Origin of the sequence: Pseudomonas sp. Leaf58, from assembly GCF_003627215.1 — a bacterium.
In the GTDB taxonomy this organism is placed as follows: domain Bacteria; phylum Pseudomonadota; class Gammaproteobacteria; order Pseudomonadales; family Pseudomonadaceae; genus Aquipseudomonas.
The window spans coordinates 119757-143728 of sequence record NZ_CP032678.1 but is presented as its reverse complement, the minus strand read 5'-3'; the positions used below and the strand labels follow the sequence as shown (position 1 = coordinate 143728).

Sequence of the window (23972 nt, the reverse complement as noted above, 5' to 3'; positions counted from 1 at the left end):
TTTGAGTATACTAGGTATACGCTAACCGTCAACCATCAGGCCGGCCAATTTACACCTAAATTGTTTTGGAATGAGATCAGTAGATCGTTGTGCAGCGGATACGCCCGGTGTCAGTGATCTGCCAGGCACGTTCGCCAAAAGCAGTGATCTCGATAGCGAACCCGAGCTTGACCAGCGCAGCAAGAGCCCTGGTGTTGGCGCGCACGTTCGAGCGAGTCAGTGTCCTGGCGGAGCACAGCTCAACCAGCTGAGACTCCCTGGCGGAGCTCAGCTTGACCCTGGCAATGCCTTCATAGTCAGGCTCGGGCACGGTTTCGGTCATGGAATGGCTCCATCAGAAAGATTTCTAAAAGCCCGCAGGACTCACTGAAGTAAATCCAGCGCACCAGGGGCGTACTGGAAGGTGAATTCGCCCATACTAGGCCGTGGCTTGGCAATATGCATGGTAAGCGGTTGGGCTGCCCGTTCTGCACTTTCAGACCTGGAGGGAGCCACCATCAGTATGCAGTCGTCCACGGCAACCGGTCTGGTGCTGAGCACAACGGCGATCTTGCGGGGCATGGCGGGCTTGTGTTGTTCAAGCCAGGCGCTGAGGCTGGCATCGCAATGGGCAGTCGTCATGGAGGCTACTCAAAGGGAAAATGGCGCACCAGGCAGGACTCGAACCTGCGACCATCCGCTTAGAAGGCGGATGCTCTATCCAGCTGAGCTACTGGCGCGGGAGTGGCCACCCTTCCCACCAGGTGGCCGTTGCTTCCACAACCTGCGCATTCGCTTCAGGTCATGTGCGGGTGACACTTACCGTCCGGCATCCTGGCCACCTGCGCAGATGGGTCAATGGCTGTTAACTGACCGAGGCATCAGCACTCAATGAGCGGAGACAAACGTCGGCAGCTATCCAGCTTACCGGGGTGAAGCGTCGAAGCGGGTTCAATATTATGGTTAAGCAAACGAGCTGTCAAACACTTTCAGGTTGGCTGTGGGCCGCGCTGCACCTGGTGGAAAGCATGCTCTTTGGTGCGGGCGCGACGGACACTCAGGTGCGCCCCGGATCCTACGTCATGGTGCCCTGCCAAGCTGACCCAGACAGCGCCCAACAGTGAAGCAATGCGAAACAGTGAAACCACGATGACCCTCCTTGTGGATCGAGGCACCCGCCCTCGGACGCCCTGAGTGCAAGCCAGGTCGGCTTGCGTGTCTAGTGATGGGCGCTGATTCAGCCCCCGAAAAACGAAAAGCGCCCCACGGAGGGGCGCCTTGGCAACTCAAGACGCCCTACTGCTGGGCCTTTTGCGCATCCATGTGCTCAACGGATGCGTGCAGCAGATCTCGATACTGCGCCAAGGTGATCTCGGACGTTGTCCAGAACACGTTCTGACCGATCTCCACCCAGCCGCAGGTGGTTGGCCTAGGCGGATGCTCAGCGGCCTTCCTGCGCCCTTTGACAGGGGCTAGTGACCTGGTGTCCGCTGCAGGGAAGTGTGCGCCGCACTTGGTGTGCAGCTTGCCTTGTGCCAGCAACGTCAGCTGCTTTTCAATGTGCGCCCAGCTCTGCGTCTGAGGATCGTAAAAGCAGGTGACCGTGCAAATCACCTGATCATCACCGTAGGCAATGACTGCCTTGGCCTCGACCAGGTGATCGCGACAATCATTGGCAGTGCGCAAAAATCGCGCAAAGGCGCCAAACTCGTACTCGGCGGCGCCCATGTACTCCAGACTGAAGGCCTCGCCAAAGCGCAAGCCTGGGCGCCGGTCGGCGTCAGCCAGCCTCAGTCGCTGCACGTAGCAGAAATCATCCAGCGCTTCCGGAGGCGCTGGCGGCACCCCGGCCTTACAGGTAGACATACCCATGGCTATTCTCCCGACTGTGCGTTGTGCCAGTGAGCAGGCCGACCGGCAGCGCCGATCGCCTGAGCATCCGCCTCGGCCTTAACCAGTGAGCTGGCGGCTACCAGTCCTACAATGAAGGCCATGGACAGCCACTCGCCTTTCACCTGGCGACCTGCAGTTGGTAGCTTGGCACCGTGTGGCGCTGATGGTCTTTTGACCATGGGGCGAACGAGACCAGCACGAACAGCACTACCAGTGCCGCCGCCTTTACCGCTTTGACCCGCCGCGCTTGCAGCGATTCCGCTTGCTTGATCATCATTCATCCCTCCAGCGCCTTAAGCCAGCCCTTCGCGGCTCGCTCCAGATGTGCCCTGGCCATTTCAATCGAATCGAACAGCCCCTGATCAGGCTTGATACCCTTGAGCAGGAACGTTGCCTGGAATTTCCTGGGCGTGTTCTTCGCCACTACCGCATTGCTGATGGTGGCGAACTTGATTGCCCCGACCTTCAGCGATTGGACGGCCTGTGGATCGTCGCTCCACACCAGCTGAAAAGATGGTGTCTGGGCCGCTGGCGCTGGCGCTGACAAGCCAGCTTTTGCACCCAAATTAAGCTGCGAGTCTTGCCTGAGCAAGCTGGCACTCAGATCGCGAAAGCGCAGCACCGTACGCGACTGTTCAGTGGTCAGCGCCTTGAAGGAAAGTTTAGCATTCTGGGCATCGCGGGCGCTGATGCTGACATCACCGGTTTCGATGTAGTTGGCCCACATGGCAACAGCCATTGCCTGAATTTGAAGATCCGTTCGATCGTGCATATTCCCCCCTTACGCCACAAGATCAGCGTCGGCAACGGACACCAGGAACTTACTCGGCTCCACGCACACCACGCGGAAGGGGGCGCCGCAGCTGCAGCAGCTGTCGGTGCACGCCGAGGCCTCGCCGACGCGACCAGGGATGACGAAGTCTTCAACCTGCTCACCCTGATCGGCATTGCAGTGGGGGCAAACCAGACTCTGACCAGCCGCCAGAGGGGTATCGAGTGTATGCATGGCTGTCTCTCGCGTTGTGGTGTGACCGAGCCTGATGGCTTCTGTGACCCTTAGTGGGTATACGGATAATATACCCGTATATTGACACCAGCAACCCAATATTTGCCAAAATGGCCATTCAAAATGCACAAAGCCCGAACGTGTCGGGCTTTGATCACCAGCGAGGCGCAGCTTAAGTGCAGGCTTCGCATTCCGGATTGTCGATCGAGCAGGCTTTGGGAACATCGGCTGCCTGGTCGCTTTCCAGGACAAAACCTTCGTCGTTGTCGGCGATGTCTTCATCCCAGCTGATGGCTGGTTTAGCGGCGGCGGCAGCTTGTGCTTGGCTCATGTGCGGTACTCCTGAGAGGGATTGCAGAGTCGCTGGGCGGCGGCTCAGCGGTGGTTGATGATTTCATTGTAGCCATGAAATTCAATGTAAAGCCAGCACATCAAGACCAATTTCATAACCACCCATCACCCCTACAAACCCATGTGGTCATGCTTGGTCGAGATCAGGTTTTTAAGCCATAGCAACACGGAAACCAATGCGTAGAGAACGCGCATGCAGCCGCGCTTGCACCGGGCCAGCACACTAGCCATGGCTGAACGCCAGGCGGACGGCGTGCACAGCAGCCAATACGCAGCTGATAAGCGCGCAGAGGGCAATGGCCAGGCAGATCACCAGGAGCTCAATGGCCACCACGGGATAGCCTGGCAGCGCAAGGAAGCTATGGGTGTGGGAGGCACCAATAGAGGCCCCCAGGCTTACCATCAGAAAGATCAGGGCCCGGCACACCTGAGCAAGCGCTTCAGGCGCGGGGGATGCTGTAGGGAAGGTGCGCACGATAGGCACGAAGCGGGAGGAGTGAGCTTGGGCGCTAGCATGGCGGTCTCCTGGGCGGGCAAAGTCAGGCTCTGCCACACCCGGCTATCTGTTGGTGTGCGGCGGCTTGTCCGAACTGCACGAGCGGGCGCCTTTCGGTAAACCCGCAACAAAGAAGAGTACGATGCTGACGCCCAGAAGGGTGGTTACCAGCGCCTTCGGCTCGGTGTCTACCTGGCCCGAGGACAAGCCAAAGTAGATGAGCAGTGCACCTACGAAGGCGCCGGCAATACACAGTGCCCATCCCACCAGCGAGCCCAGGTCTCGGCTCCTGGGTTTATGATGCACGCGGATCATAATCCATACTCCAATGAATACTGAGCGTGAGTATACTTGGTATACATTGCTTGTCAAATTGCGAATGCAGAAAAGAAAAAGGCCATCACAGGGATGGCCAAGCGCTCTAATGATCAGATCAACAACTGACAACGAACAACATGAGTGGTACGCCGGTTCCTTACAACTAAATATACCAATAAACAAAAACCCCGCCGAGGCGAGGTTTCTTTGAAAAGGCTGTTATTCCAGCCAGCCTTCTACAACATCGGCGCCGTACTGGGCCTTCCACTCTTTCAACACCTTGTGGTTGCCACCTTTGGTTTCGACGGTTTCACCGCTGTGCGGATTCTTGTACTTTTTCACCACCCGTGCTTTACGCGGGGTGCGGGTAACGCCGGCGATGGCGGCGGTCTTGCCAGATGCCTTGCCCAGGTGAGGGGCAATGGCCAGGGCGATGCTTTCCAGATCCAGGCCTTTCTCTTTGGCTTCGGAAAGAATCAGATCAACCAGTACTTCAGTGGCTTCGTACTTCGGGCGAAGTTCTTCCAGGCGGGCCGCTTGAAGCTGAATTTGAGCTTCAAGTTCACGATATTCGGCGATTTTGCTCATGTGATTGACTCCATACAGGGCGCAGGTGAATTAAATGGCTCATGGCCTGACAAGAATATTAGTAATAAAATTAATTCATGTCAACGACCTATACATCAAATTCAAAATTGCAGACGAAAAAAAGGGCTCCGAAGAGCCCTAAGATTAGCACAACGCGAGTGCACTAATCTGCGCACCAGGAAGACCCCGATGCAGAGAAAAAATTGACCTAAGCGGCTGATCGAACAGCATTTTTGGTCTGTATTGGGAGTATAAGGATGCTATACCAGGACGTCAATATCTTATTTAAATTACCGTCAAATAAGTGTCGACCATAATCTTAACTTCGCGGCTAACACTCACCCATCCGGAACAGGCGCAAAGCTCCCTGATGAGTTGGAGCTTGCCCCGCGATCACCCGTTCTCACTGACCCAGGGTGCCTGTACGACAGCCCGGCAAGCCGGAAGTAGCGATCCCCTCCAGGCAATGCCCCGATGCCCACCAATTTTCATCTATCCCGAATCTGAGGCATAAAAAAAGGCCAGCTAAGCTGACCTTCTTTGCTCCCAAACGATCAAGCCGTCTGTTGCAGAGCCTCGGGCGCTGGCGCCGGAACCTTCTTGCCGATCGCGGTGACCAGCAGGTTGAGGTTGGTGCCGCCACGCATCTCGTGCTGGATGCGCGTACGGGTGGATTCGTTACCGGCCAACCACTCAGCTGCCAAGGTTTCTATTTTTTTCGGACTCATACCGCTCATAAGGGGGTGCACCTCGAATACTTGAATTGAAAAAGGTGGCCCGCAGGCCACCCCTTGATCACTGGCCGTTAGGCGGTGGCCGCAGCGTTGGCAGCGCGCTCGGCGGCTTCCTGGGCGTGTGGCTTGCGACCCAGTTCGATTTCGTCGACGCGGACTTGCACGTCATGGTAAGTCTTGCCGTTGCTGGCCAGGTTGCCCTCAGGGCGCTGCAGGCTGCCTTCGATGGTGATGGTGCGGCCCTTGGTCAGGTGCGGGGCAACGCCGGTCTTGCCGGTGTCCACGAAGTAGGCGAAGGGGTAGGCCATGGACTGCTCGACGCGCTGACCATCTTTGGTGTAGGAGTTGTCCACCATCAGGGTGCCGTTGATGACCTGGGTTTTTTCGTTGACGGTGCCAACACGGACGTCAGCAGCCAGGTTGCCGGAAAGAATGATTTTGTTCATGGTGAATCCTCGCGTTGTGGTTTATTTGGATCAGGGTGTTTTCCCTAATTCACGCTCTCAGTATATGAATGCTATACCCAGACGTCAATATATATTTAAAGCGATTTACGCAATTTCTCGAATATTTTTCAGATCGTATTGCCTGGCGCGCTGCAACAGCAGCTGCAGACGCTCGCGGCCCACCAGGAGCTGTTTGAGCGTACCCAGGGAATCCGCCAAGATCCCCACTTCTTCGGGGCCAAACGCAACCATCGGCGGCTTCAGGCCCTGCTCTTGGGCCAGTAGCGCGGCCTCGGCGTAATGCTCCCCAGCCAGGTAGTGAGCCACCGAGATATCCACCTCGACCACGGCCACCTCCCTGTCCCCCAGGGCGTTTTGACCGAACACCAGAAATGGCAGATTGACGTTCATGCTACCCCCATGACCCTTAACCAATTTAATGCTATCCCGTAACTCTAAGCGCCCGAAAAGCTACCTAGACCATTTTGTAAAACAAAAACAGAAAAGCCCTGAATTAACAGGGCTTTACTGGATTCTCAGCGCATCTAAACCGTAAAGTCTAGATGCGAATGATACTCACTCAGAACGGAATATCATCATCATGGCCGTCGAAATCCGCTGCCGGGGCGTTGCCTGCCGGTTGTGGCGAAGCCTGGTGCTGAACCGACTGGGCGAGTTCGGCGGCCTGCTGCTCGGCAGCGATTTGCTCAGGCGATTTCTGCTCCTGTGCCGAACCGGAGACCGGGGCGGCGGCGATGTCCTGGCCGGTGAAGCGCAGATCGCCCAGGCGGGTCAGGCGGATGCCTGGGTTGCGGTAGACATGGCCGTCCTTCTCACGCTCGCTCAGGAACGGGGTACCCACCACGGTGACGCCCTTGCCCTTGGTCAGGTATTCCTTGACGTTGTCCAGGAAGCCCGATTTGCCAGTGGCGACGATCGAGTGGTAGCTGGTGACCTGGGTGCCGTCAGCTTTCTTGAACTCGTTGACCGCAACGGTCATGGCGGCGGTGTCACGGCCATTTTGGCTGGAGATGGAAACTGCGGAAACCAGGTTGCCGACGACGATATGCTTTTTCATGGGTTTTGCCTCTCGCGTTGTGATTTGAGTGTCTGACTAGTTGTTGCCAGTTCACGATTCAAAGTATAGGGATCCTATACCCGGTCGTCAATATATATTTAAAGCGATTTCGAAATTATTTTACGAAAAAGGCCTGCAAGGCAGGCCCATTGGGGTTTGCAGGGGTTTCCCTGAGAATTAACCCAGTTCAGCTTCCGAGGTAACGCCTGGCTTGGCGCGCTCACGGATGGAGAACCCCATATCGCGCAGGATCGGATGGCCTTTGTTGATGAAGAAATCAGCAAAGGATCCGGTGCTGCGACGGAAGTCCTTCAGCTCCTGTTGCAAGGCTGGGTAATCGGCATGCTCTGCGCCCAGGGCGCTCATGCGGAACGCGATGCGCTCAGCAGCCAACGCATCCTCGTCGCTCCACAGCTTGGCAGTGATGAGGGTCATGGCGGTTGGGGTTTTGTCCACCTTGAAGTTCTTGATGTTCAAGGTGCCGATCTGGCCGTAGACCAGCTTGGTCGGGTCGTTGCGTTGAGTCAGCAGCACAAACTGGCGCTCGGCCTGGTCTTCGCTTTCGACTTCCTTGCCCTGGGCATCGAGGAACTTGCCATCCTTCTGGCGGGCACGGGTCTTGAAACTGCCGTCTTCATTCTTTTCACGCATTGGCGCTTTGACGACAAAGAACGCGTTCTCGCCGTCGCCGATCTTGTCGACGTAAGCCATGCGCACGGGCAGTTCTACGCCGTCTGCCGTGGTTTCGCGCAGGAAGGCGTGGATTTTGCCATCGTCCTTCAGGCGCAGCTCCATTTTCATAAGCTTGTCGTTTTTGGCCAGTTCGATGTTGCTATTGGTAGTGGTCATGCCGTTTCCCCTGGGGATGTATTTTAGTTCTCAATTTATTTATAAACCGTGCGAGGCTTCGCTGCCAAGCTTTTCCGACCACTGAAACCAATTTCTGAAAAAATCGATATTTTTCAATGACCCAGGCCCACCCACCATCAAAAAAAGTTGACCTACTGGTCATCACAACGATTTTGATTTATTTGTCGCAAAAACGACCAGATATTCTTGACACGCACGCTCTAGGTCACTATTTTGCACGTGTACGTAACTCTGGGGAGCGCCCGACGTGACAGACAACCATAATCCCGACGTGCTACAAAACTTTTTCAACGAAATGATGACTCGGGGCCTGGTTGCGAACACTGATTCGCTTGCCGAAATCAATGATCGGATGAATGAAGCCAAGGCCGAAGACCTGTCTGAAGTCGACCCTGAGAACGCTTGCCTCCACGAAATGAAGGCAATTGAGAGCGCCTTCGGGCCACTGTTTGGCAGCTACCGCCGTGAGGATGATCGCATCTTCATGGACATGTCGACCAAGGACATGGGTTTTGTTACCAACTTCATTCGCACTGCCTTGATGATCATGGAGGCTTTTGGTGCAGGCATGGCCCGGCAGCGCGAGATCGCAACCGACGTGGAAGCCCTGGTCAACAACCTGGTGGTCAAGCCGCACTGCGAAGAAACCGCGCACGAGACTTTCTCTTTCATGGTCGATCAGGGCTTCGAGAGCAGATTGGTCGACATGATGGCCACCGCCATGGCCGAAGCCACCGAGACCAACATCTTTCACCATGTCGCCCAGTACCTGCTGGAACTTGCCTTGGTGCCCCGTGACTCGCATGGTGCGCAACGCATGCTGTCACAGCTGGTGAGCGGCTCCATGGTTGAGCGATTTGCCATGGAGCAGATCCGCCAGAAGCCCGCCAAGCCGGCTATCAGAGCTGTTCAGGGAACACCTGCTACAACCCCTGGGACACCTGGCAACACCACGCCCAAGGCCACAGAAAACGGCAAGAAAGCATCGTTTCTGTCCGTCGTCAAAAGAGACTGACGCAAAGGGCAGGGATGCCCCCTCAAATCTCCCGAATTGACTCGCGAATCAGCTTTTCCCTACCCGCCTTGATCTGCTGCATGCTGGCCAGCACCGTACTGGCATAGCGATGCCCAGTCTTCCTCGCCGCCCTACTCCGCTCATACTTCCCAGGCCCAACATTGTAGTAAGCCAGCGCCTTTCCCCAGCTCCCGGACAGCTCGTAATAGTGGGCCAGGATCTTGGCTCCGCAGTCGATATTGCCAGCATCGGTCTTGAGGTTGCACTGCTTTCCCCACACCCTGGGCAAGACCTGGGTTAGCCCTACGGCACCGGCAGGCGATCGCCGGCCACTGCGAAACTCCGACTCGGCATTGACTACAGCGGCGATGAGTGAAGAAGGGACTTGATGGGTTTCGGCGCTTTTTTCGATCAGCGGGGCGATATTGATAGCAACCTTGGGGGAGATCTCAAGCTTGGCTTGCAAGGTGCCTGCCAGGGCCTTGGCTTTGAGGTTGCTATCGATATTGAGAGGCTGGGTTGCTGCAGGTTTTTTGACTGGCTGTCGAATCTCTGGCGTTCGAAACCAGTCCCAGTAGCTGGCATTGCCTTCAAGGTAGGCACTGGTGGCTTGATTGATCAGCACCTGGTTTGCCCTGAACGCCGGATTGTCCACAGGTGCACTGCGCTGCAGCGATGTGATCGGCGCGCAACCGATCAACAACGTCATGCAGACGCTGGCGCTTAACAATTTAGGTGAAAAAACGTACGATCGCACATGACTGTCCTCACTCGGGTGGATGAACGTCAAAAACGTCCACTTTCCTTTTTAAAGTAAATGACAGCACGGAATCAAGATTTTTATTTCATATATTGATATGTGGCGGTGACGATTGAGCCACTTTACGACGTCTAAGAACAAGGCCGCAAATGCGGCCCTTTCCACCCTATGAGCTCAATAACCCGTATGTTCGCGGATACGCTGGCGCTCTTTCTCGCTGACCTCGCCGAGCCATTCCAAGGCCCTCAAGTGCAGTGCTGAACCCAGCTTAGCTTGGGCCACCACCCATTCCCAGGCCTCCTCGTCGGTCAGTGCTGGCGTGGTGTCGTCTTCAGGCTCCGAGCCCATGAGCTGGATTACCAGTCCATCAGCGTCGCTATCAAAAAAGTCGAAGAACCAGCCTTCGGTGGCATAGATGCGCTCGAAGTCGTTTTGATTGCAAAAACCAAAGCCGCCCATGCATTTGATGCCGTCGAACAGGGCCAGCTCTTTAGATGCCCATGTCTCCACGGATTCATAGCCGGCACGATCGCACATCCATCGCCACCCATCCTCCTCGACCGAACGCCGGAGGTGCAAACTCAGCCTCGATTCATTTTCCAGGAGGTTGTCGATATCGTGCTGGAGTAATCGACGCTGCGCTGCCTGTCGACCACGGAACCCGCCAATCTGGCCGTCCTTGACATGATTTGCAGCATCCCCCTCGTCGAGGCTGAGTTCTCCCTTCACAGCCTGGCGATCGGCTACGAGCCAACCGTCCCGGTACACCGCTGAACAATGGCGGGGCGGCTCAACGCTCCAGGAGCGCTCATCTGAATAGGCATGGAGGCTCATCAGCCCATGGCAAGGGTGCAGGTGCTTGTCCAGGTGATTAGAGACCTGGTGAATCAGGGTGCTGCCATTGTCGACGGTGATCTTGCGTGGCAGGCGCAGGAAAATATTGTCAAGGAAGCTCACATCCAGCGCTGGAGCACTTCCTTCGGTAAGGGCGGCATGGGCTACTTTCGCAAAAAAGTCCTCGATACCTTCATCCGACTTCAACAGGCGCTTGACCTCAAGAGGGTATGCCCCGTGCTGCCTGCAGTACTCCCTTAACCTCCAGATCAGGTTAAGTGCTTGGGTCAACGGCTCCATCGACTGCACAGAAGTGCTTACCTTACGATCCACCAGGCCCAGGGCGGTATTGAAGTCGGCGGCGCCCAGCAGCCGCGCCGAGACCTCATCGAGCCGACGCCCCTTTACGCGGGTGGAGAGTGCTTCGCTCAGGACAGTGCCAACCCTGTCACGAAATGACAAAAGCTGCTCTTTGGATTCAAACAGATCGATCGTGCTCATGAGGCTTCTCCCGTGCATGCCAAGCAATGATCCGCCCATTTCACTTCGCATGCTCATTAAGAGCCATCATGGAAGAGAGGTGTAGTTCAGGTTACACGCGTTTGAACCTTGACCAGGTGGTCGGGCGGGGCCGCTTCGCCAAGCGATCAGACCTCTCGCTGCGCAGGATCCGCAGGAACTGACTGACGCCCTGAGTATAGGAATTCGATAGCCAGGACGTCAACCAGCGTAGGGGTTAATCGTTTATTGGCTCGACGTACTGAAAGACCTTGATCGTGTCCTGCCGGCGAGTCGGGTATTTAAGCTGCGCGGTCAGCTCGGGCTGCTCCTGCACTGCGTCGAAGAATCGATCGCTGGCGCACCCACCCAGGAATGGAAATGGCTGGAGGGTGTAGTCGGTCACCTCGCCAATAAACACGATCGGGCAGCCGGCAGGCAGCTCTGGCAGAACCCGGTACAGGGATTCATCGGAGATTGGCCAGGCCACCAGCAGCACATCCATCCAATCGCGGTACTTGTTCACCGCCTCCAGCACACTCAAAATCTCGACCTCGGTGACATAGCCGAGCTCGGCGGTCTGATCATGGCCCATTTGCAGGCTGGTGGGCTTGATGTTAATCCCCTGCTGTTGAAGCAGGGCACTGAGGTGACCACGACCGGCATAGCACTCCAGTACACGCTTGCCTTCGAAGAACCGCGCCAAGCTGTCGATCAGTGTTTTACTGAGGGTGATGAACAGTGCTTCGCTGCGCTGCGCATCTACCGCCGTGGTATCCAGGGCATTCACCGGCAATTGATCGTAGGTCAGGTGCATGGGAACTCTCACTTCAGGGTGCGGGGATGATACGGGAAATCGGTGCATCAGCCAAAAAAAATGGCCCGCATCGCTGCGGGCCTTGGCCAGATCAGGGCTGGTTACGCACCTTTCACGCACAAAACCTGCTTGAGCGTATGCACGACTTCGACCAGGTCGGTCTGGTTACCCATGACCACGTCAATGTCCTTGTAGGATGCTGGAATCTCATCCAGTACCGCTTCGTCCTTACGGCACTCCACACCCTGGGTTTGCTGCTTGAGGTCTTCCAGGGTGAAGGTACGCACAGCCTGGGCGCGACTCATCCGACGACCCGCTCCATGCGAACAGGAGCAGTACGATTGCGGATTGCCCTTGCCTCGTACGATGTAGCTGCGTTGCCCCATGCTACCCGGAATGATGCCCAGGTCGCCTTCACGAGCACGGATCGCCCCCTTACGGGTCACCCACAGGTTCTGGCCGAAGTGGTTTTCCCGCTCGACATAGTTGTGGTGGCAGTTGATCGCCTCCTGGGTGATCTCGAACTCGCGGCCCACTTGCAGGCGCAGCGCCTTGAGGACGGCTTCCATCATCACCGCACGGTTTTCGAAAGCGTAGGCCTGAGCCCATCCAACAGCGGCCATGTATTCCTTGAACAGCTCCGACTCTTCCGGAATGTAGGCCAGGTCACGGTCTGGCAGGTCGATGAACCAGCGATCCATGGCCTTTTGCGCCTGCTTGATGAAGTAGTCGCCGATCATGTTGCCAATGCCGCGACTACCCGAGTGCAACATGATCCAGACATCCTGGTTCTCGTCCAGGCACAGCTCGATGAAGTGGTTGCCACTGCCCAAGGTGCCCAGCTGCGCCATCGACTTCTTGACCGCCGCCTCCCAGCCACCCACATCACCGCCGAACACGCCTTCTTCAATGGCGCGCCGAGCGAGGCCATCGGCCACTGGCAGCTTGCCGTAGTTGCTTTGCAGCACGTCATCCTTCTGGTGACGACCACCAGCACCCAGCGGTACATCCCGCTCGATCTGGGCGCGGATCTTGGCCAGGCTCTCAGGCAAGTCGGAAGCTTTGAGCGACAAGCGAACTGCGTTCATGCCGCAACCGATATCCACCCCAACAGCCGCAGGAATGATCGCCTTGTCGGTCGCGATCACGCTGCCCACGGTCGAGCCCTTGCCATGATGGACGTCAGGCATAGCGGCGATGCCGTTGCGCGCAATGAACGGCAGGCGTGCCAGGTTCTTCAACTGGGTCAGCGCTGCATCTTCAATGTCGTTCGTCCAGATCTTGATTGGGGACGATCCTGGCTCTTGAATTACTTTTTTCATGATTTCCTCAACCTCAATTCTAGGTGCTGCGAAGAAAAAGGCGGCAGCAGCGCTGAAGGCTTCGACCGCAAGCATACAGGATGAACAAAAAAAATGGGCAAGCTTCTGGGGAGAAAGACTTGCCCTAAAAACACCAGTCGGGGGAGACGGTGGTTGATTCGTTAAACTCAGGTTATGTGTATATTGCCAAACTGTCAACGCTCGATTTCAATTTATTTTCACCTGCTTGGTCGCTCGGTATCCACTCTGTCGATACGCGAGCAAATCAACAGGGCAAGGCACATAAACAGGCCGCCATACATCAGACCGCTGACAAACACATCTACGGCCTGATCTTCTGTCAGATCTAGCAAGACCGACCATCCTCCATACTGGGCGAGCCCCTGCTCAACGCCCGCAATCATCAACAGGGGCGGGACGGCGAGCAGCAGACGATCAACACGGGCCTTGCAGGCGGAATGGATAACCATGACGACCAACATTGTCTTCAGTGCGTATGCGGCAACTTCCACAGGCATGCTTACCTCCAAGCCAAGGATGGATCCCTCAGCATGCACCTGCAGCCGTGGGTTTGAATGATACCGAGGATCAAGTTGACCAGGATGGCTGAACCAGTGCTGACTCGGCTGGAAAAGGGTATCCAGGCGCAGCATAAAGCCCACCTGTGAGAGCAATGCTGATCACGGGCTCAGCTGGTTCTCCCTCAGGAGCGCGGTGATCTCATTCACCAGGCCACGCACAGCTGCGCCCCCTGCTCTGTCACCGGGTGTTCACTCAGGTAGGTTGAGAACACCACCACATCTGAGCGCGGCTGAGTGACTGTGATGCCGGAGCCATCACGGCTGACCAGGAGGGAGCCGGCAAAGCCATCAAAGCGCAACGTGCTGGTTGCGGCCTGGATTCTCGCCCCTTTCACGTTGCTGCAGAGCCTGTGCGCCCTGCGCTGCAGGATGTGCACCAGCTGTTCAAAATCCTGGCCTTCACACATAGACTCACCCGAATACTTGGGCGATGAACGCATCCCGGTCATCTGCACAGATGAAGTGATCATCGCCCTGCAGGCTGACCTGAAACAATTCACCATCGAGGGAAATTTCAAAATTGTCAGGCAGCGCATGACCCAGCGGTATGTCTGCAAACAGCAGCTGGCCATTCGCGGAGAACGTGGCTACGCACCCGCCTATGACAGGATGCTTCTCAAGGATTATGCAGGGCTGGGTCGTGTCTTTCATGTGGAAATACTCAAAAATTGCACTGGGTTGAGCTGGTTCGGTAGACGCGCACATCACCGTCGTAGCGACTCTGGATCTGAACACAATCACCCGGAATCATGTCGTTCTGGGCATGCGAGACCTGAATGACCTGCCCCAGACGATTTTGAATGACCAGGTGAGTTTGGGTATTGCCAGTGGTCAGTGCCTTGTTGATCGCAGCACCGGCTAGCGCCCCGATACCGCCCCGAATGACTTTTGACTCGGTCGAATGCCCACCTCCACTCAGCACCCCTGCCACGCCGCCGATTGCCGCACCTGGCATCCAGCTGCCATTGGTGCGCACTTGCTGGACATCGATCACACGCCCAACTTCCAGGCGCGTTGGCTGCTGGTACCCGCCCTGGTAGGCACAGCCTGCCAGCAGTGCAGCTATTACCATTGATCCGCCCAACCAAGAGAACCTGCGCATTGACGCCCCCAAAACTTGAGAAATTGCTAGTTTAAGTATAAATTGACTGGCAATTCTGTCAAGTCAGAGACGACCATGAAAAAGTTTATATCGATGTTTTTGCTCGCTTTTTCCCCACTCGTGCTTGCTGACCAGGGTTTTGACAAAGCACTGGAGAACCATGCGCAATCGACCGCCAGGGAATTCATGAGTTCCATGGTTGATCAGCGCGCCGAGGGCTACAGTTGGAAAGTCATCCTGGAATCGAAAATTCCGGAGAAGATCAGTGACAGCTGTGGCTACCGAGAGCGCATCTCACTGCCGGAGCGCAACTTTACCGCCATGAAGCAACAAGTTGTGCCTGTGGTCGGTGCGCGCCTGGCCAAGACCTATGAGAAAGTTATTGGTAAACCGAATGCGCATTTGGCCCTGGTGACCCTGAAGTCTCTCCAGCGCAATTCTGGCAACTACGCGCTGGTGGTGCTCAAGACGGTGCCTGGCACCCCGAAAGACCCCTTCTTCTCGCTCATCTATCAGCTCAATGGCAATGGGCAGATGGATTTGTGTGACATCAGTACCACCGACCAGATATCCGGTGGCATCCTGGAAGGCCTGGGTCGCGAGCTAGGACTTTGAGTTTGGCATATATTGCCGATCAGTCATTGACTCGATCCAACTCCAACGTATACTGGAAAATAAAGAACGGGTCAGTACTCGTTTCGTACAACACGGGGCCATAAGGCCCTTTTGTCTATCTGGAGAGTCCCCATGGCCAAGAAGAAATCCAAAGGCGTCAAGAATGGCGCCGCGCATGCCAAATCCATGGTCATGCAGCCACTGTGCCGCCCGCAGGTAGTGCGTTCGCAAAAAACCGACTACAAGCGCACCAATAAACAGGCCCTGCTGCGCTTGGCCGACTCATCTTCGGCACAAGCAGCCTAAATCCTCGGGCCAATGCCATCCAACACCAATCACCTCAAATAAATCATCATTTTTGATAATTTTTCGTTGACCTGCATCCATGATGCGCCGTAGGCTACTTCCACCATCTCCGGAAGGCCTTCGCCATGAAACGCACCCTCTTGCTTCAGGTTTGTCGCTCCCTCGCCGATGCCGGCATCTGGTGCATTCCTGAATCGACCCTGGCGGCTGCTGCAGGTCACCCTGACCTTCATACCCTGAGGGTCGCCCTGAACCGTCACGTCAAGGCAGGCCTGGTCGAAAAAATGGGCCCGAAGCTCTATGCCAACCCCTTTCTCAAGCCGCCGCTGTTCGCCTTGCACCGCCTGGCCAACTTCCTGCGTCCGAATGACCAGTTCTACCTGAGTACTGAGTCGGTGTTGAGCGAGCACGGCTGGATCAGCCAGATGCCGTTTTGCCTGACCTTCGTCACCAACGGGCGCTCCTACCGCTACAGCACGCTCCTCGGCGACATCGAGTTCGTTCACACCGAGGAAAACCCAGACACCTGGGCCAACAACCTGCACTACAGCGAGGTTCGCCAGGTGTGGGAAGCCACTCCCGAAAAAGCCCTGGCCGATCTGACCCGGTACGGCAAAAACCTCGACCTGGTCATTCCGGCAGAGGAAAGGGAATGACTCCGAGGCTCCTGCGCCCTTAAAATAGGCTGATAACAAGAGGAAAATTCCCGTGAAACTCGCCTTTACCCAACTGCTGGAACAAGCACAGAACCAATCCAAAGATGGCGCCCCCCTGGACGTGGTCGCCAAGGAACTCCTGCACTACGACATTCTACGAGCGATCAGCGACAGCGACCTGGCCAGGGACGTCACCTTCCAGGGGGGTTCGGCACTGCGCCTGTTTTATGACGGTCAGCGCTACAGCGAAGACCTCGACTTCGTCATCGGTGCCGGCGACAACCAGGGCTTCGTGGTCGATGGCATGATGAAGCTGCTCAAGCAGCAGATGGTTGATCGCTATGGCCTGGAAGTGGAAATCAAGGAACCGTCGAACAATGAGTTCAATGGCGTCGACGTGCGCACCTGGCAGTGCAAGATCGCCATCCCAGGCTTTGCTCGCAAACAGATGATCAAGGTCGAGTTCTGCAATGTGCCGGCACACGACGTCAATGCCAAGCTCATCAAGCCGCGCTACTCGTTCCTCAATGATACCCACTCGGCGATCATGCTCAGGGTCGAGTCCGAGCGTGAGATCATGGCCGACAAGCTGGTGGCCATTGCCAACCGCAGGTACCTCAAGGGCCGCGACCTCTGGGATCTCAAGTTCCTGGCCGATCGAAACACGCCGGCAGACCTAGCCCTGGTCAGCCAGAAGCTCAAGGACTATGACGCGCAGCATTTCGCCGAGAAGCTGGCCACCTCCATCGATCGCCTGCGCTCACCGGACGCCTGCAAGACGTTCATGGCCGAAATGGAGAAGTTCCTCTCGCCCAATGCGATCCGGGCATTGAAAATGATGACCCCGCCAGGCGCTGACTACGTTCAGTTCGCCCTGGATCACATGCTCTCCCTGCAGAAGGCGCACGTCCCCGAGCACATTCCCGATCCAGGGCCGAACCCCTAACACCAAGGGCCCCGGCGGGGCCCTTTTTCATGGTTGCCGGCTACGAGCTGCCCCCAACGGCTTTAGTCGACCAGGTTCAGATCCAGGACAAGATCCACCCGGAACACATTGCAGTCTCCCGCACTCGTTTGCAGGGCGAACTTGCGCACCCCTTGCAGGGTGGAAGCATCTGCTACATCACTGCAGAACCTCGGCGCATCATCCCCATCTTCCGAGAAAATGCGAAAGAGCAGCACATCTTCATCCCCGGCCTGCTCCAGGAGTGCCTTGAGGTGTTTGGCCCGAACGGCGACGGTCTCTGCCATGGAAATCCCCTTAAGCAAATATTGGTCAAAATGAAGCTTAGGATCACCAGGCATTGACAATTTGTCAATAAGCCGTTAATTAAACTCTATCGCATTCTCCCAGGACACGCCGCATGAGTACAGCAGACTGCAAAGCCCTGTTGGTCGCCCGCTACCCTGCCACCCAAGCAAAGGAGTGGAAGCGCGAGGCCAAGTTCAACAACGTGATGGAGTGCGAAATTCGCCGGTTTGCGCACCCCACCGTGGGTACCGTCTGGGTCAACGAAGATTATGAGGAGGTCATCACCAACGAACGTGACTTCTATGTCAGGCAGCCAAAAACCTTTGCGGCATCCGATTTCTATTTTTCGGTTCAGCCCTACGACGACGAGGGCATGGCTGCTGCCAGCGCCATGGTTAACATGGTGTACAAGGACTACTTCGATGAACATGGTTACATGGATTCCGTGCACCTTGAGCACACGGTCAAGGCCTTCTACCCCAAAGGGTTACGCTGCCGTGAAGACATGGAGGCTGTTTTTGCCATCGAGGAAGACCTGACCCTGGACGCCATTCGAGAGAGCTTCCTTCAAGCAGGGTTTCTCACCTCGCCAGCTTTTGAAGCCTTGATTCAGGAATCAATGGCATAAGAAAGGGCCCCGTAGGGCCCTTCTCTATTCCTGCTGCTGGGCATCAATCCCAGCTCAGCGCGCCACCGGTTTGGTACTCGATCACGCGGGTCTCGAAGAAGTTCTTCTCCTTCTTCAAGTCCATGATCTCGCTCATCCACGGGAACGGGTTGGTCGCACCAGGCCATTCTTCCGGCAGGCCGATCTGGGCCAGGCGGCGGTTGCCGATGAACTTGAGGTACTCCTCCATGATCTCGGCATTCATGCCCAGGACGCCACGTGGCATCGTGTCGCGAGCGTATTCGGTCTCCAACATCACGCCCTGGATGATCATGAGCGTCGCCTTGCGCTGCATTTCAGGCGTCCACAGGTGCGGGTTCTCCAGCTTGATCTGGTTGATCACGTCAATGCCGAAGTTCAGGTGCATCGATTCGTCGCGCAGGATGTACTGGAATTGCTCGGACACGCCCACCATCTTGTTGCGACGGCCCATCGAGAGGATCTGGGTGAAACCGCAGTAGAAGAAGATCCCTTCGGTCACGCAGTAGTAGGCGATGAGGTTTTCCAGGAGGATGGCATCCGTCTCCGGGGTACCCGTGGTGAAGGTCGGGTCGATGATCGCATCGGTGTGCTTGATGCTCCAGGCGGCCTTCTTGGCCACCGATTCAACCTCGCGGTACATATTGAACACTTCGCCGCCATCCAGGCCCAGGGACTCGACGCAGTACTGGTAGGCATGGGTGTGGATGGCTTCCTCGAACGCCTGACGCAGGATGTACTGCCTGCACTCGGGGTTGGTGATCAGGCGGTACACGGCCAGCACCAGGTTGTTCGCCACCAGGCTGTCTGCCGTCGAGAAATAGCCCAGGTTGCGCATGACGATATGCCGCTCGTCGATCGACAGGCCTTGCGGGCTCTTCCACAGGGCGATGTCAGCGGTCATGTTCACTTCCTGGGGCATCCAGTGGTTGGCACAACCATCCAAGTACTTCTGCCAGGCCCAGTCGTATTTGAACGGTACCAGTTGGTTGACGTCAGCGCGGGCATTGATCATGGCCTTCTGGCTCACCTGCACGCGGCTGGCCGCCGATTGTTCGAGTTCGGCCTTGCCGACACCGATGTCCAGTGCCGCCAGCTCAGCGCGTGCTGCGTGGGACAGACCACCCTGGGCGGCTGCAGCAGGCTGCGAGCCGGCAGCAGGTTCTTCGGTTTCGTTCCAGTCAAGCATAGTAGTTTCCTCTTGAAGACGACTGTGGCGGCCAGGGATAGCCGCCACGGAATGTTGTTCATAGGTCTATTCTAGGCTCGCCGAACCAATATATCCAATACCCGTTATCGGATTGGCAGAATGGTGCCGCCGCATGTTAGTCGATCCTGCAAGTTGCTCAAGTTAGCCGGCACCAGCACGCTGACCGAGCAAATGGCATGCACGGCGATATCCGAGGTCTCAGGCGGGTTCCAATCCACGCCGTTTTCACGCGGGATGGACTTCAGGTGAGGGTACCATTCAGAAAAACACTCCGCCTTGATGTTCTCGATGATCTGGTCGAAATAGGCTTGGCTCTCGGGACGCTCGATCGCAACCACCTGGTCAATCGTCACCTGCCCCTTCTTGAACAGTGGTTGGGTGGTTTTTTTCCACCAGGGTCGTCGGTCAAAACGTTCATCCATCTTCAACGTGTAGTACATGGCTTTGACGTGCAGTGCTTCTCCCTCGCCAGCCTTTTTCAAGAACCGTGCGATCGGCGCGCAATCAGATTCAATCCGCTCAGGCCCGACTTTCGCCAGGAATTCCCAGAGCAGCTGTTCGTCCATCGCATCCAGGCCCATGGCCGACGACAATGAATGGATACGCAGGGCAAAACGATGAAGCAAATCGAGGTTGGCCGGGGCGGTGAGTTCACTGGCCTGCAACTTGGGCACGACTCTTCTCCTGGAGATGGACACAGGACGATCCTACATCAAGATCACGGGCGAGATCCACGATGTACCCAGGATTGGTCTGGTAGAACAGCACCTTCCAGGTCATCGTGTCTGCCTGGTATTCACGCAGTGACATGAGGCCATTGGGCAGCAGCGCAATGTCGAACTGGCTCAGCTTGCCCCCCAGGGGTATGCAGAATACCTCGTCCATCGCACGCGGAGCGGCCTGGAGGTCAGGAATTTTAGCGTTGTCTGCCGAGATCACCCACGACAATTTCGGCGTCTCATGCGCCAAGCCTGATGATTTTAACGAGGTCAAGCTCTGCGCGAGCTTTTTGTCTCGATAAGCGACTTCCATACACCTTCCCAAAACGGGAGAGCCAGTAAATCTGCGGGTTCCAGCCTGGGTCTCATCTCCTCAATAATCTAAAACAGCGTTGCCAAAATGTCAATAAAAACGACCGTTCGTCCGCATTTAAATTTTTTTTCGATTTCCACTCTGTCATTTTTTTTTGCGAGACGGAGCTTATATATTTGAGACCTAAGAAAAAGCAGCGGTGTCCCAGCCACCTCATTTTTCCTGAAAAAATACGGTCTCAAGGAAATACGCTTTTGCTGTGTTTTGGCCTGGATCTTGAGGAAACAACCGGGTTGTGCCCCTAGCCGGAGGCTGGAGGGCAAGGAGGGAATCGCTTTTATTCGGGAGCGCCAGCGACCGCTGCTTTTGATTTTGGCTTCAAATACCTATCGCTTTATTCAAAAAAAATGAAAAAACCACAAGATGTGGTGTTTTTCTTTCGAAGTCACCACACCATGATGGGGTCGCCTTCTCCGGCGCAGCCGGCTGTCGTGCTTTTTTAAAGCGCCCAGGCTCGGTCTTCGACCTGCCTCTTGCCCTGGCTATTTCCCCTGGTCGTTCCGACCGTGCTTTTGTCCACCCTTCCCTCAACAGCAGCCGCGCTTGCGCGCCGAACAGCACTCGCTGCCGCTCGCAACGGCAGCCGCGCTTGCGCGCCGAAAGGCACTCGCTTCCGCTCGTAACAGCAGCCGCGCTTGCGCGCCGAACAGGGGCGCCCGGCAACTTGCCATGACCGTAATTTGGCGTTATCTTTTAGCCATATATTGGTTTGAGGCTTACCATGACCATCCGCAAAATGTGGCAGTGCATTGCGATCACCTTTGCCCTGCAGTTGTTGGTAGTCGGCTACCTGGCATACGAGCGCCCTTCTGTTTCAGCGCGAGCCTCCGTCGAGCGGCCCACCAGTGATGCTGTGCTGTTCTTCTGGTATGGCTGCGGGCATTGCCGAGAGGTGGAACGGATTTTTCGCGCAGAGTCCGCTGAACAGAAAATCACAGCCCTGCTCAAGGATGGCGAGCATTTCCTGAAGATCCCTGCGCCTCTCAACCCGACCTGGGAGATGCATGCACGGCTGTATTACGCCCTGGATCACCTGAAGGTTTCCAGTGACACCCATTGGTACGTGATGAACCTCATCCAGGACAAGCGCCTCCATAACACCAGCAGGCTGTCGGGATCGCTCGGCGAGATCGCCGGCTACGTCAACGCCCACAACCCAGGCGTGATGACCACGGGGGACAAGCTAGCTGCTGACATGCACAACCCGAAAACCGATGCGGAAATTCGTGCGGCCAAGCAGCTCGTCCAGGCGGTTGGCCTCAGGGGTGTTCCGGCCATGCTGGTCAATAAACAAAGCCTGATCGAGCTTGGCAACGGGGTTGGCTACCACGAGATGCTGCCTGCGGTACTCAAGCTCCTCTCCAGTTCGAAAGAAGCGCCCACCTCCCACTCCCTGACTGCGGCCACTAGACCATGACAGACGCGCCTTTGATTGCCACCGCTCCCCTCGCTTCTGCAAACCGAGGGTCATCCATCCTTGATGCACTCAACCAGGCATCGTTGAAATACATTCGTTACTGCGAAGGGTCTGTACGGGTCAAGATTGAGCGCAAGGGTTTCCCCTATGTCTGCCGTCATTTCAAGATTCGTGCTTATGAATCCACGGAGAAAGCGCTCAATGCCGCCATCGCCTGGAGAAACGCTGAGCACATGAGGATCTTTGGCTACCCAGTGTCGGAAAAGATCTACCAGCTGGGGAGTCGACGGGTCAGTCAGGTCAAGTTTGATCCGGTGTCTGGGGAAGAGCTTGCCCAGTTGCCGGCAGGGTTGTCGTATTCCTTTCATCGTGGGGCATTGCTGTACATTGTGGTCAGTTTTCAGGTCGATGGAAGGCCATCGAAGCGCCGTTTTTCGATAAAAAGCCTGGGGATGGCCACTGCGATCGAGGAAGCCAAGAAATTCCGACTTGGCATTTTCTCAGAGTGCGGTAGGTTATAATGCTTATAGTAATTATAGAAATTATATAAATTATAATTAAAATAAGGACGCGAGCCCCGAAACACGTGGGCTTTAGATTTTCCATGATTTTCACAGAAATGTCTGGTGCCATTTCGGGCATTTCTCGGGTAAATTTTGACACCGTCGATGCCAAATATGGCTTTCATCGAGCCTAAAATGCCCCACTCATCGCAAATAGGCATTGTGCAGTTTCGTGAACTGGCTACAGAAGCGTGTGCAGCAGATGATCGCCAGTTCTTGTAGAGTGCTTTACGTGAGAGCGACCATCTTGGGAGATTTTCCAGCCCTTGCTGCGCTGATTTCGGTCGCAATGACCCACTGTGACCGGTTTTTTTGCCGATAGATGTCACAGTCTGGATGTGTGATCTGGATTTTCGACAACCCTTGGTCACAGCCCCGGTCAGTGCATCCGGACAACCTGCACACTTCGGTTATGTGGTTAATTGATAACCCCAGGAGTCAATGGTATATTCGGGCTAAAATACAAAGCTGGCCATAATAATGAAAAAAAAAGACAGCCTGGGTCTTCGCGACCTTGAACCTGCCGAGCGCAAAGCAAAGGTCGAAGAATACCTGAGCCAGATGGCTGAAGCCGCTGATCAGTACGGCGAGCCCGAAGTTCCCTCCACCTCACGCCGTGCACGTTTCAATCTTTCTCTCAACATCATTGTCTTCTGCGCCGTACTGGGCTCCAGCCTGGTTTTGGCGTCGAGCATCTATTTCAACATGATCCCTGCGCCCTACTCCTATGTCACCACGCAGGATGGGCGGATCATTGAAGTCACCCCCCTAAAAAAATAAGAAGAGCGATCATGCCCAATCCCAACACCAAAGCATCCAAGCCCGCTGTTCGGCAGCACCCTGGCGCTAACATTCCTGTCGGCGAAGGCCTCCAGGCGGTTCAGCATCGCAATGACTTCTACAAGGAGGGTGACAAGAAGCTGTTTTTCGTCGCCGGATTTGTGTCCGTGGTGCTGGTCATCCAGATTTTCATTGCGTTTTTGGGGTTCAATGCTCGCAATGAGCGCGTGTATTTTGCCACTGACCCTAACGGCTCGCTGATCAAGATGCAGATGCTCAATCAGCCGAACCAAAAGGATCCAGTGGTGGCCCAGTGGGTTTCCAATGCATTGGTTGATACGTTCACAGCCAACTGGCGAAACCTTGACACTCACCAGAACGAAGCCACTATGCGCTGGTTTACCGACGATGGCGCCAAAGAACTGCTCAAGGCACTGAAAGACTCCGGCAACTTCGATGTGATCACTGAAAAGCGGATGCTGCTGAACACCAGCCTCGATTCGACTCCGATCCTGTTGGCAAGTCGCCAGCGAATACCCAGGGTGTCTTTCAATGGGTTTTCCAGGTGGATGGTCTGATGACCTTCTATACCCAGACCCAGCAATTTACGAACAAGGTGCGGTTCATGGTGACCGTTGAGCGTCGAAGCATGCTGGAAGACGTATCAGGCCTGGGCATTTCCAAGGTGGTGATGACCAAAAGATAGCCTATACGCAATGTCGATTTTGATGTAAATTGGCTCCCTAT

Annotated in this window: 36 protein-coding genes and 1 tRNA gene; 11 read left to right on the top strand and 26 right to left on the bottom strand. The window is 55.8% G+C overall.

The window, feature by feature from the left end:
• Positions 1-76 precede the first annotated feature (76 nt).
• The 14 genes from DV532_RS25935 to DV532_RS25870 all read right to left on the bottom strand — a co-directional run bounded on the left by DV532_RS25935 (position 77) and on the right by DV532_RS25870 (position 7738).
• Positions 77-322: a hypothetical protein gene (locus DV532_RS25935; RefSeq protein ID WP_056799712.1), complete on the bottom strand. Its 246-nt coding sequence runs from the start codon at positions 320-322 to the stop codon at positions 77-79.
• A gap of 41 nt (positions 323-363) precedes the next feature.
• Positions 364-621, bottom strand: a complete 258-nt coding sequence (locus DV532_RS25930; protein WP_056799717.1) for a hypothetical protein — start codon at positions 619-621, stop codon at positions 364-366.
• A gap of 21 nt (positions 622-642) precedes the next feature.
• Positions 643-719 (bottom strand) — tRNA-Arg (locus DV532_RS25925).
• Between the two features lie 556 nt (positions 720-1275).
• Positions 1276-1851 (bottom strand): hypothetical protein, encoded by a 576-nt coding sequence (locus DV532_RS25920; RefSeq protein WP_056799721.1) that lies wholly within the window; start codon positions 1849-1851, stop codon positions 1276-1278.
• Positions 1852-1990: 139 nt separating this feature from the next.
• The gene (locus tag DV532_RS30480; RefSeq protein WP_156675974.1) at positions 1991-2149 is read right to left on the bottom strand and encodes a hypothetical protein; all 159 of its coding nucleotides are present in this window, start codon (positions 2147-2149) and stop codon (positions 1991-1993) included.
• The gene (locus DV532_RS25915) at positions 2150-2644 is read right to left on the bottom strand and encodes a hypothetical protein (protein WP_156675975.1); all 495 of its coding nucleotides are present in this window, start codon (positions 2642-2644) and stop codon (positions 2150-2152) included.
• Positions 2645-2653: 9 nt separating this feature from the next.
• On the bottom strand, positions 2654-2878 hold the full coding sequence (locus DV532_RS25910; RefSeq protein ID WP_056799727.1) for a hypothetical protein: 225 nt from the start codon (positions 2876-2878) through the stop codon (positions 2654-2656).
• Between the two features lie 172 nt (positions 2879-3050).
• Positions 3051-3209: a hypothetical protein gene (locus DV532_RS30475; protein WP_156675976.1), complete on the bottom strand. Its 159-nt coding sequence runs from the start codon at positions 3207-3209 to the stop codon at positions 3051-3053.
• Between the two features lie 1053 nt (positions 3210-4262).
• On the bottom strand, positions 4263-4631 hold the full coding sequence (locus DV532_RS25895) for a histone-like nucleoid-structuring protein, MvaT/MvaU family (RefSeq protein ID WP_056799735.1): 369 nt from the start codon (positions 4629-4631) through the stop codon (positions 4263-4265).
• Between the two features lie 554 nt (positions 4632-5185).
• Positions 5186-5368, bottom strand: a complete 183-nt coding sequence (locus DV532_RS25890) for a hypothetical protein (protein WP_056799738.1) — start codon at positions 5366-5368, stop codon at positions 5186-5188.
• Between the two features lie 68 nt (positions 5369-5436).
• Positions 5437-5811 (bottom strand): single-stranded DNA-binding protein, encoded by a 375-nt coding sequence (locus DV532_RS25885; protein WP_056799741.1) that lies wholly within the window; start codon positions 5809-5811, stop codon positions 5437-5439.
• Between the two features lie 105 nt (positions 5812-5916).
• Positions 5917-6222 carry a hypothetical protein gene (locus DV532_RS25880; RefSeq protein ID WP_056799744.1) on the bottom strand — a complete coding sequence of 102 codons (306 nt, stop codon included), beginning with the start codon at positions 6220-6222 and terminating at the stop codon, positions 5917-5919.
• Between the two features lie 169 nt (positions 6223-6391).
• The gene (locus tag DV532_RS25875; protein ID WP_056799747.1) at positions 6392-6889 is read right to left on the bottom strand and encodes a single-stranded DNA-binding protein; all 498 of its coding nucleotides are present in this window, start codon (positions 6887-6889) and stop codon (positions 6392-6394) included.
• Between the two features lie 177 nt (positions 6890-7066).
• On the bottom strand, positions 7067-7738 hold the full coding sequence (locus tag DV532_RS25870) for a hypothetical protein (protein ID WP_056799749.1): 672 nt from the start codon (positions 7736-7738) through the stop codon (positions 7067-7069).
• A 268-nt stretch (positions 7739-8006) separates the two neighbouring features.
• Here DV532_RS25870 and DV532_RS25865 point away from each other — a divergent pair, with 268 nt between their 5' ends.
• Complete coding sequence (locus DV532_RS25865; RefSeq protein WP_056799753.1) at positions 8007-8774, top strand: hypothetical protein; 768 nt, start codon at positions 8007-8009, stop codon at positions 8772-8774.
• A gap of 22 nt (positions 8775-8796) precedes the next feature.
• Here the strand turns inward: DV532_RS25865 and DV532_RS25860 are convergent, their stop codons facing one another.
• The 8 genes from DV532_RS25860 to DV532_RS25825 all read right to left on the bottom strand — a co-directional run bounded on the left by DV532_RS25860 (position 8797) and on the right by DV532_RS25825 (position 14580).
• A complete protein-coding gene (locus DV532_RS25860; protein WP_056799756.1) occupies positions 8797-9564 on the bottom strand; it encodes a lytic transglycosylase domain-containing protein in 768 nt (255 codons plus the stop codon).
• A gap of 144 nt (positions 9565-9708) precedes the next feature.
• Positions 9709-10869, bottom strand: coding sequence for a hypothetical protein (locus tag DV532_RS25855; protein ID WP_156675977.1), 1161 nt, complete (start codon positions 10867-10869; stop codon positions 9709-9711).
• A gap of 235 nt (positions 10870-11104) precedes the next feature.
• The gene (locus tag DV532_RS25850) at positions 11105-11683 is read right to left on the bottom strand and encodes a hypothetical protein (protein WP_056799761.1); all 579 of its coding nucleotides are present in this window, start codon (positions 11681-11683) and stop codon (positions 11105-11107) included.
• A gap of 101 nt (positions 11684-11784) precedes the next feature.
• Complete coding sequence (locus tag DV532_RS25845) at positions 11785-13005, bottom strand: RtcB family protein (protein WP_056800096.1); 1221 nt, start codon at positions 13003-13005, stop codon at positions 11785-11787.
• A 218-nt stretch (positions 13006-13223) separates the two neighbouring features.
• Positions 13224-13658: a hypothetical protein gene (locus DV532_RS25840; RefSeq protein ID WP_056799764.1), complete on the bottom strand. Its 435-nt coding sequence runs from the start codon at positions 13656-13658 to the stop codon at positions 13224-13226.
• Positions 13659-13729: 71 nt separating this feature from the next.
• Positions 13730-13993, bottom strand: a complete 264-nt coding sequence (locus DV532_RS25835) for a hypothetical protein (RefSeq protein ID WP_120715411.1) — start codon at positions 13991-13993, stop codon at positions 13730-13732.
• Positions 13994-13997: 4 nt separating this feature from the next.
• Complete coding sequence (locus DV532_RS25830) at positions 13998-14237, bottom strand: hypothetical protein (RefSeq protein WP_056799770.1); 240 nt, start codon at positions 14235-14237, stop codon at positions 13998-14000.
• Between the two features lie 10 nt (positions 14238-14247).
• The gene (locus DV532_RS25825) at positions 14248-14580 is read right to left on the bottom strand and encodes a hypothetical protein (RefSeq protein WP_236707508.1); all 333 of its coding nucleotides are present in this window, start codon (positions 14578-14580) and stop codon (positions 14248-14250) included.
• A gap of 294 nt (positions 14581-14874) precedes the next feature.
• Between DV532_RS25825 and DV532_RS25820 the strand changes: the two genes are divergently transcribed.
• The 4 genes from DV532_RS25820 (at position 14875) to DV532_RS25810 (ending at position 17211) form a co-directional block, all read left to right on the top strand.
• Complete coding sequence (locus tag DV532_RS25820) at positions 14875-15303, top strand: hypothetical protein (RefSeq protein WP_256659168.1); 429 nt, start codon at positions 14875-14877, stop codon at positions 15301-15303.
• Positions 15304-15435: 132 nt separating this feature from the next.
• The gene (locus tag DV532_RS30470) at positions 15436-15609 is read left to right on the top strand and encodes a hypothetical protein (RefSeq protein ID WP_156675979.1); all 174 of its coding nucleotides are present in this window, start codon (positions 15436-15438) and stop codon (positions 15607-15609) included.
• A gap of 125 nt (positions 15610-15734) precedes the next feature.
• Complete coding sequence (abiEi, locus tag DV532_RS25815) at positions 15735-16265, top strand: type IV toxin-antitoxin system AbiEi family antitoxin (protein WP_056799779.1); 531 nt, start codon at positions 15735-15737, stop codon at positions 16263-16265.
• A gap of 52 nt (positions 16266-16317) precedes the next feature.
• Entirely contained in the window at positions 16318-17211 is an 894-nt protein-coding gene (locus DV532_RS25810; protein WP_056799782.1) for a nucleotidyl transferase AbiEii/AbiGii toxin family protein, read from the top strand.
• A gap of 62 nt (positions 17212-17273) precedes the next feature.
• On the opposite strand, the gene DV532_RS25805 is transcribed toward DV532_RS25810, so the two are convergent.
• Complete coding sequence (locus DV532_RS25805) at positions 17274-17516, bottom strand: hypothetical protein (protein ID WP_156675980.1); 243 nt, start codon at positions 17514-17516, stop codon at positions 17274-17276.
• Between the two features lie 113 nt (positions 17517-17629).
• Between DV532_RS25805 and DV532_RS25800 the strand changes: the two genes are divergently transcribed.
• Positions 17630-18145 carry a hypothetical protein gene (locus DV532_RS25800; protein ID WP_056799789.1) on the top strand — a complete coding sequence of 172 codons (516 nt, stop codon included), beginning with the start codon at positions 17630-17632 and terminating at the stop codon, positions 18143-18145.
• A gap of 43 nt (positions 18146-18188) precedes the next feature.
• On the opposite strand, the gene DV532_RS25795 is transcribed toward DV532_RS25800, so the two are convergent.
• The 3 genes from DV532_RS25795 to DV532_RS25785 form a co-directional block, all read right to left on the bottom strand.
• The gene (locus tag DV532_RS25795) at positions 18189-19352 is read right to left on the bottom strand and encodes a ribonucleotide-diphosphate reductase subunit beta (RefSeq protein ID WP_056799792.1); all 1164 of its coding nucleotides are present in this window, start codon (positions 19350-19352) and stop codon (positions 18189-18191) included.
• Positions 19353-19456: 104 nt separating this feature from the next.
• Positions 19457-20047: a hypothetical protein gene (locus tag DV532_RS25790; RefSeq protein WP_056799793.1), complete on the bottom strand. Its 591-nt coding sequence runs from the start codon at positions 20045-20047 to the stop codon at positions 19457-19459.
• The gene (locus DV532_RS25785) at positions 20025-20405 is read right to left on the bottom strand and encodes a hypothetical protein (RefSeq protein WP_056799796.1); all 381 of its coding nucleotides are present in this window, start codon (positions 20403-20405) and stop codon (positions 20025-20027) included. The genes DV532_RS25790 and DV532_RS25785 overlap by 23 nt, the downstream gene beginning before the upstream one ends.
• Positions 20406-21186: 781 nt before the next feature.
• On the opposite strand from DV532_RS25785, the gene DV532_RS25780 reads away from it, so the two are divergent.
• The 5 genes from DV532_RS25780 to DV532_RS31015 all read left to right on the top strand — a co-directional run bounded on the left by DV532_RS25780 (position 21187) and on the right by DV532_RS31015 (position 23931).
• Positions 21187-21882, top strand: a complete 696-nt coding sequence (locus tag DV532_RS25780) for a hypothetical protein (protein WP_056799798.1) — start codon at positions 21187-21189, stop codon at positions 21880-21882.
• Positions 21879-22403: a hypothetical protein gene (locus DV532_RS25775; protein ID WP_056799801.1), complete on the top strand. Its 525-nt coding sequence runs from the start codon at positions 21879-21881 to the stop codon at positions 22401-22403. Before DV532_RS25780 ends, DV532_RS25775 begins: the two co-directional genes overlap by 4 nt.
• A gap of 522 nt (positions 22404-22925) precedes the next feature.
• Positions 22926-23225, top strand: coding sequence for a hypothetical protein (locus DV532_RS25770; protein WP_056799804.1), 300 nt, complete (start codon positions 22926-22928; stop codon positions 23223-23225).
• A gap of 11 nt (positions 23226-23236) precedes the next feature.
• On the top strand, positions 23237-23803 hold the full coding sequence (locus DV532_RS25765; protein WP_120715410.1) for a DotI/IcmL family type IV secretion protein: 567 nt from the start codon (positions 23237-23239) through the stop codon (positions 23801-23803).
• Complete coding sequence (locus tag DV532_RS31015) at positions 23803-23931, top strand: hypothetical protein (RefSeq protein ID WP_256659165.1); 129 nt, start codon at positions 23803-23805, stop codon at positions 23929-23931. The genes DV532_RS25765 and DV532_RS31015 overlap by 1 nt, the downstream gene beginning before the upstream one ends.
• Positions 23932-23972: the final 41 nt, after the last annotated feature.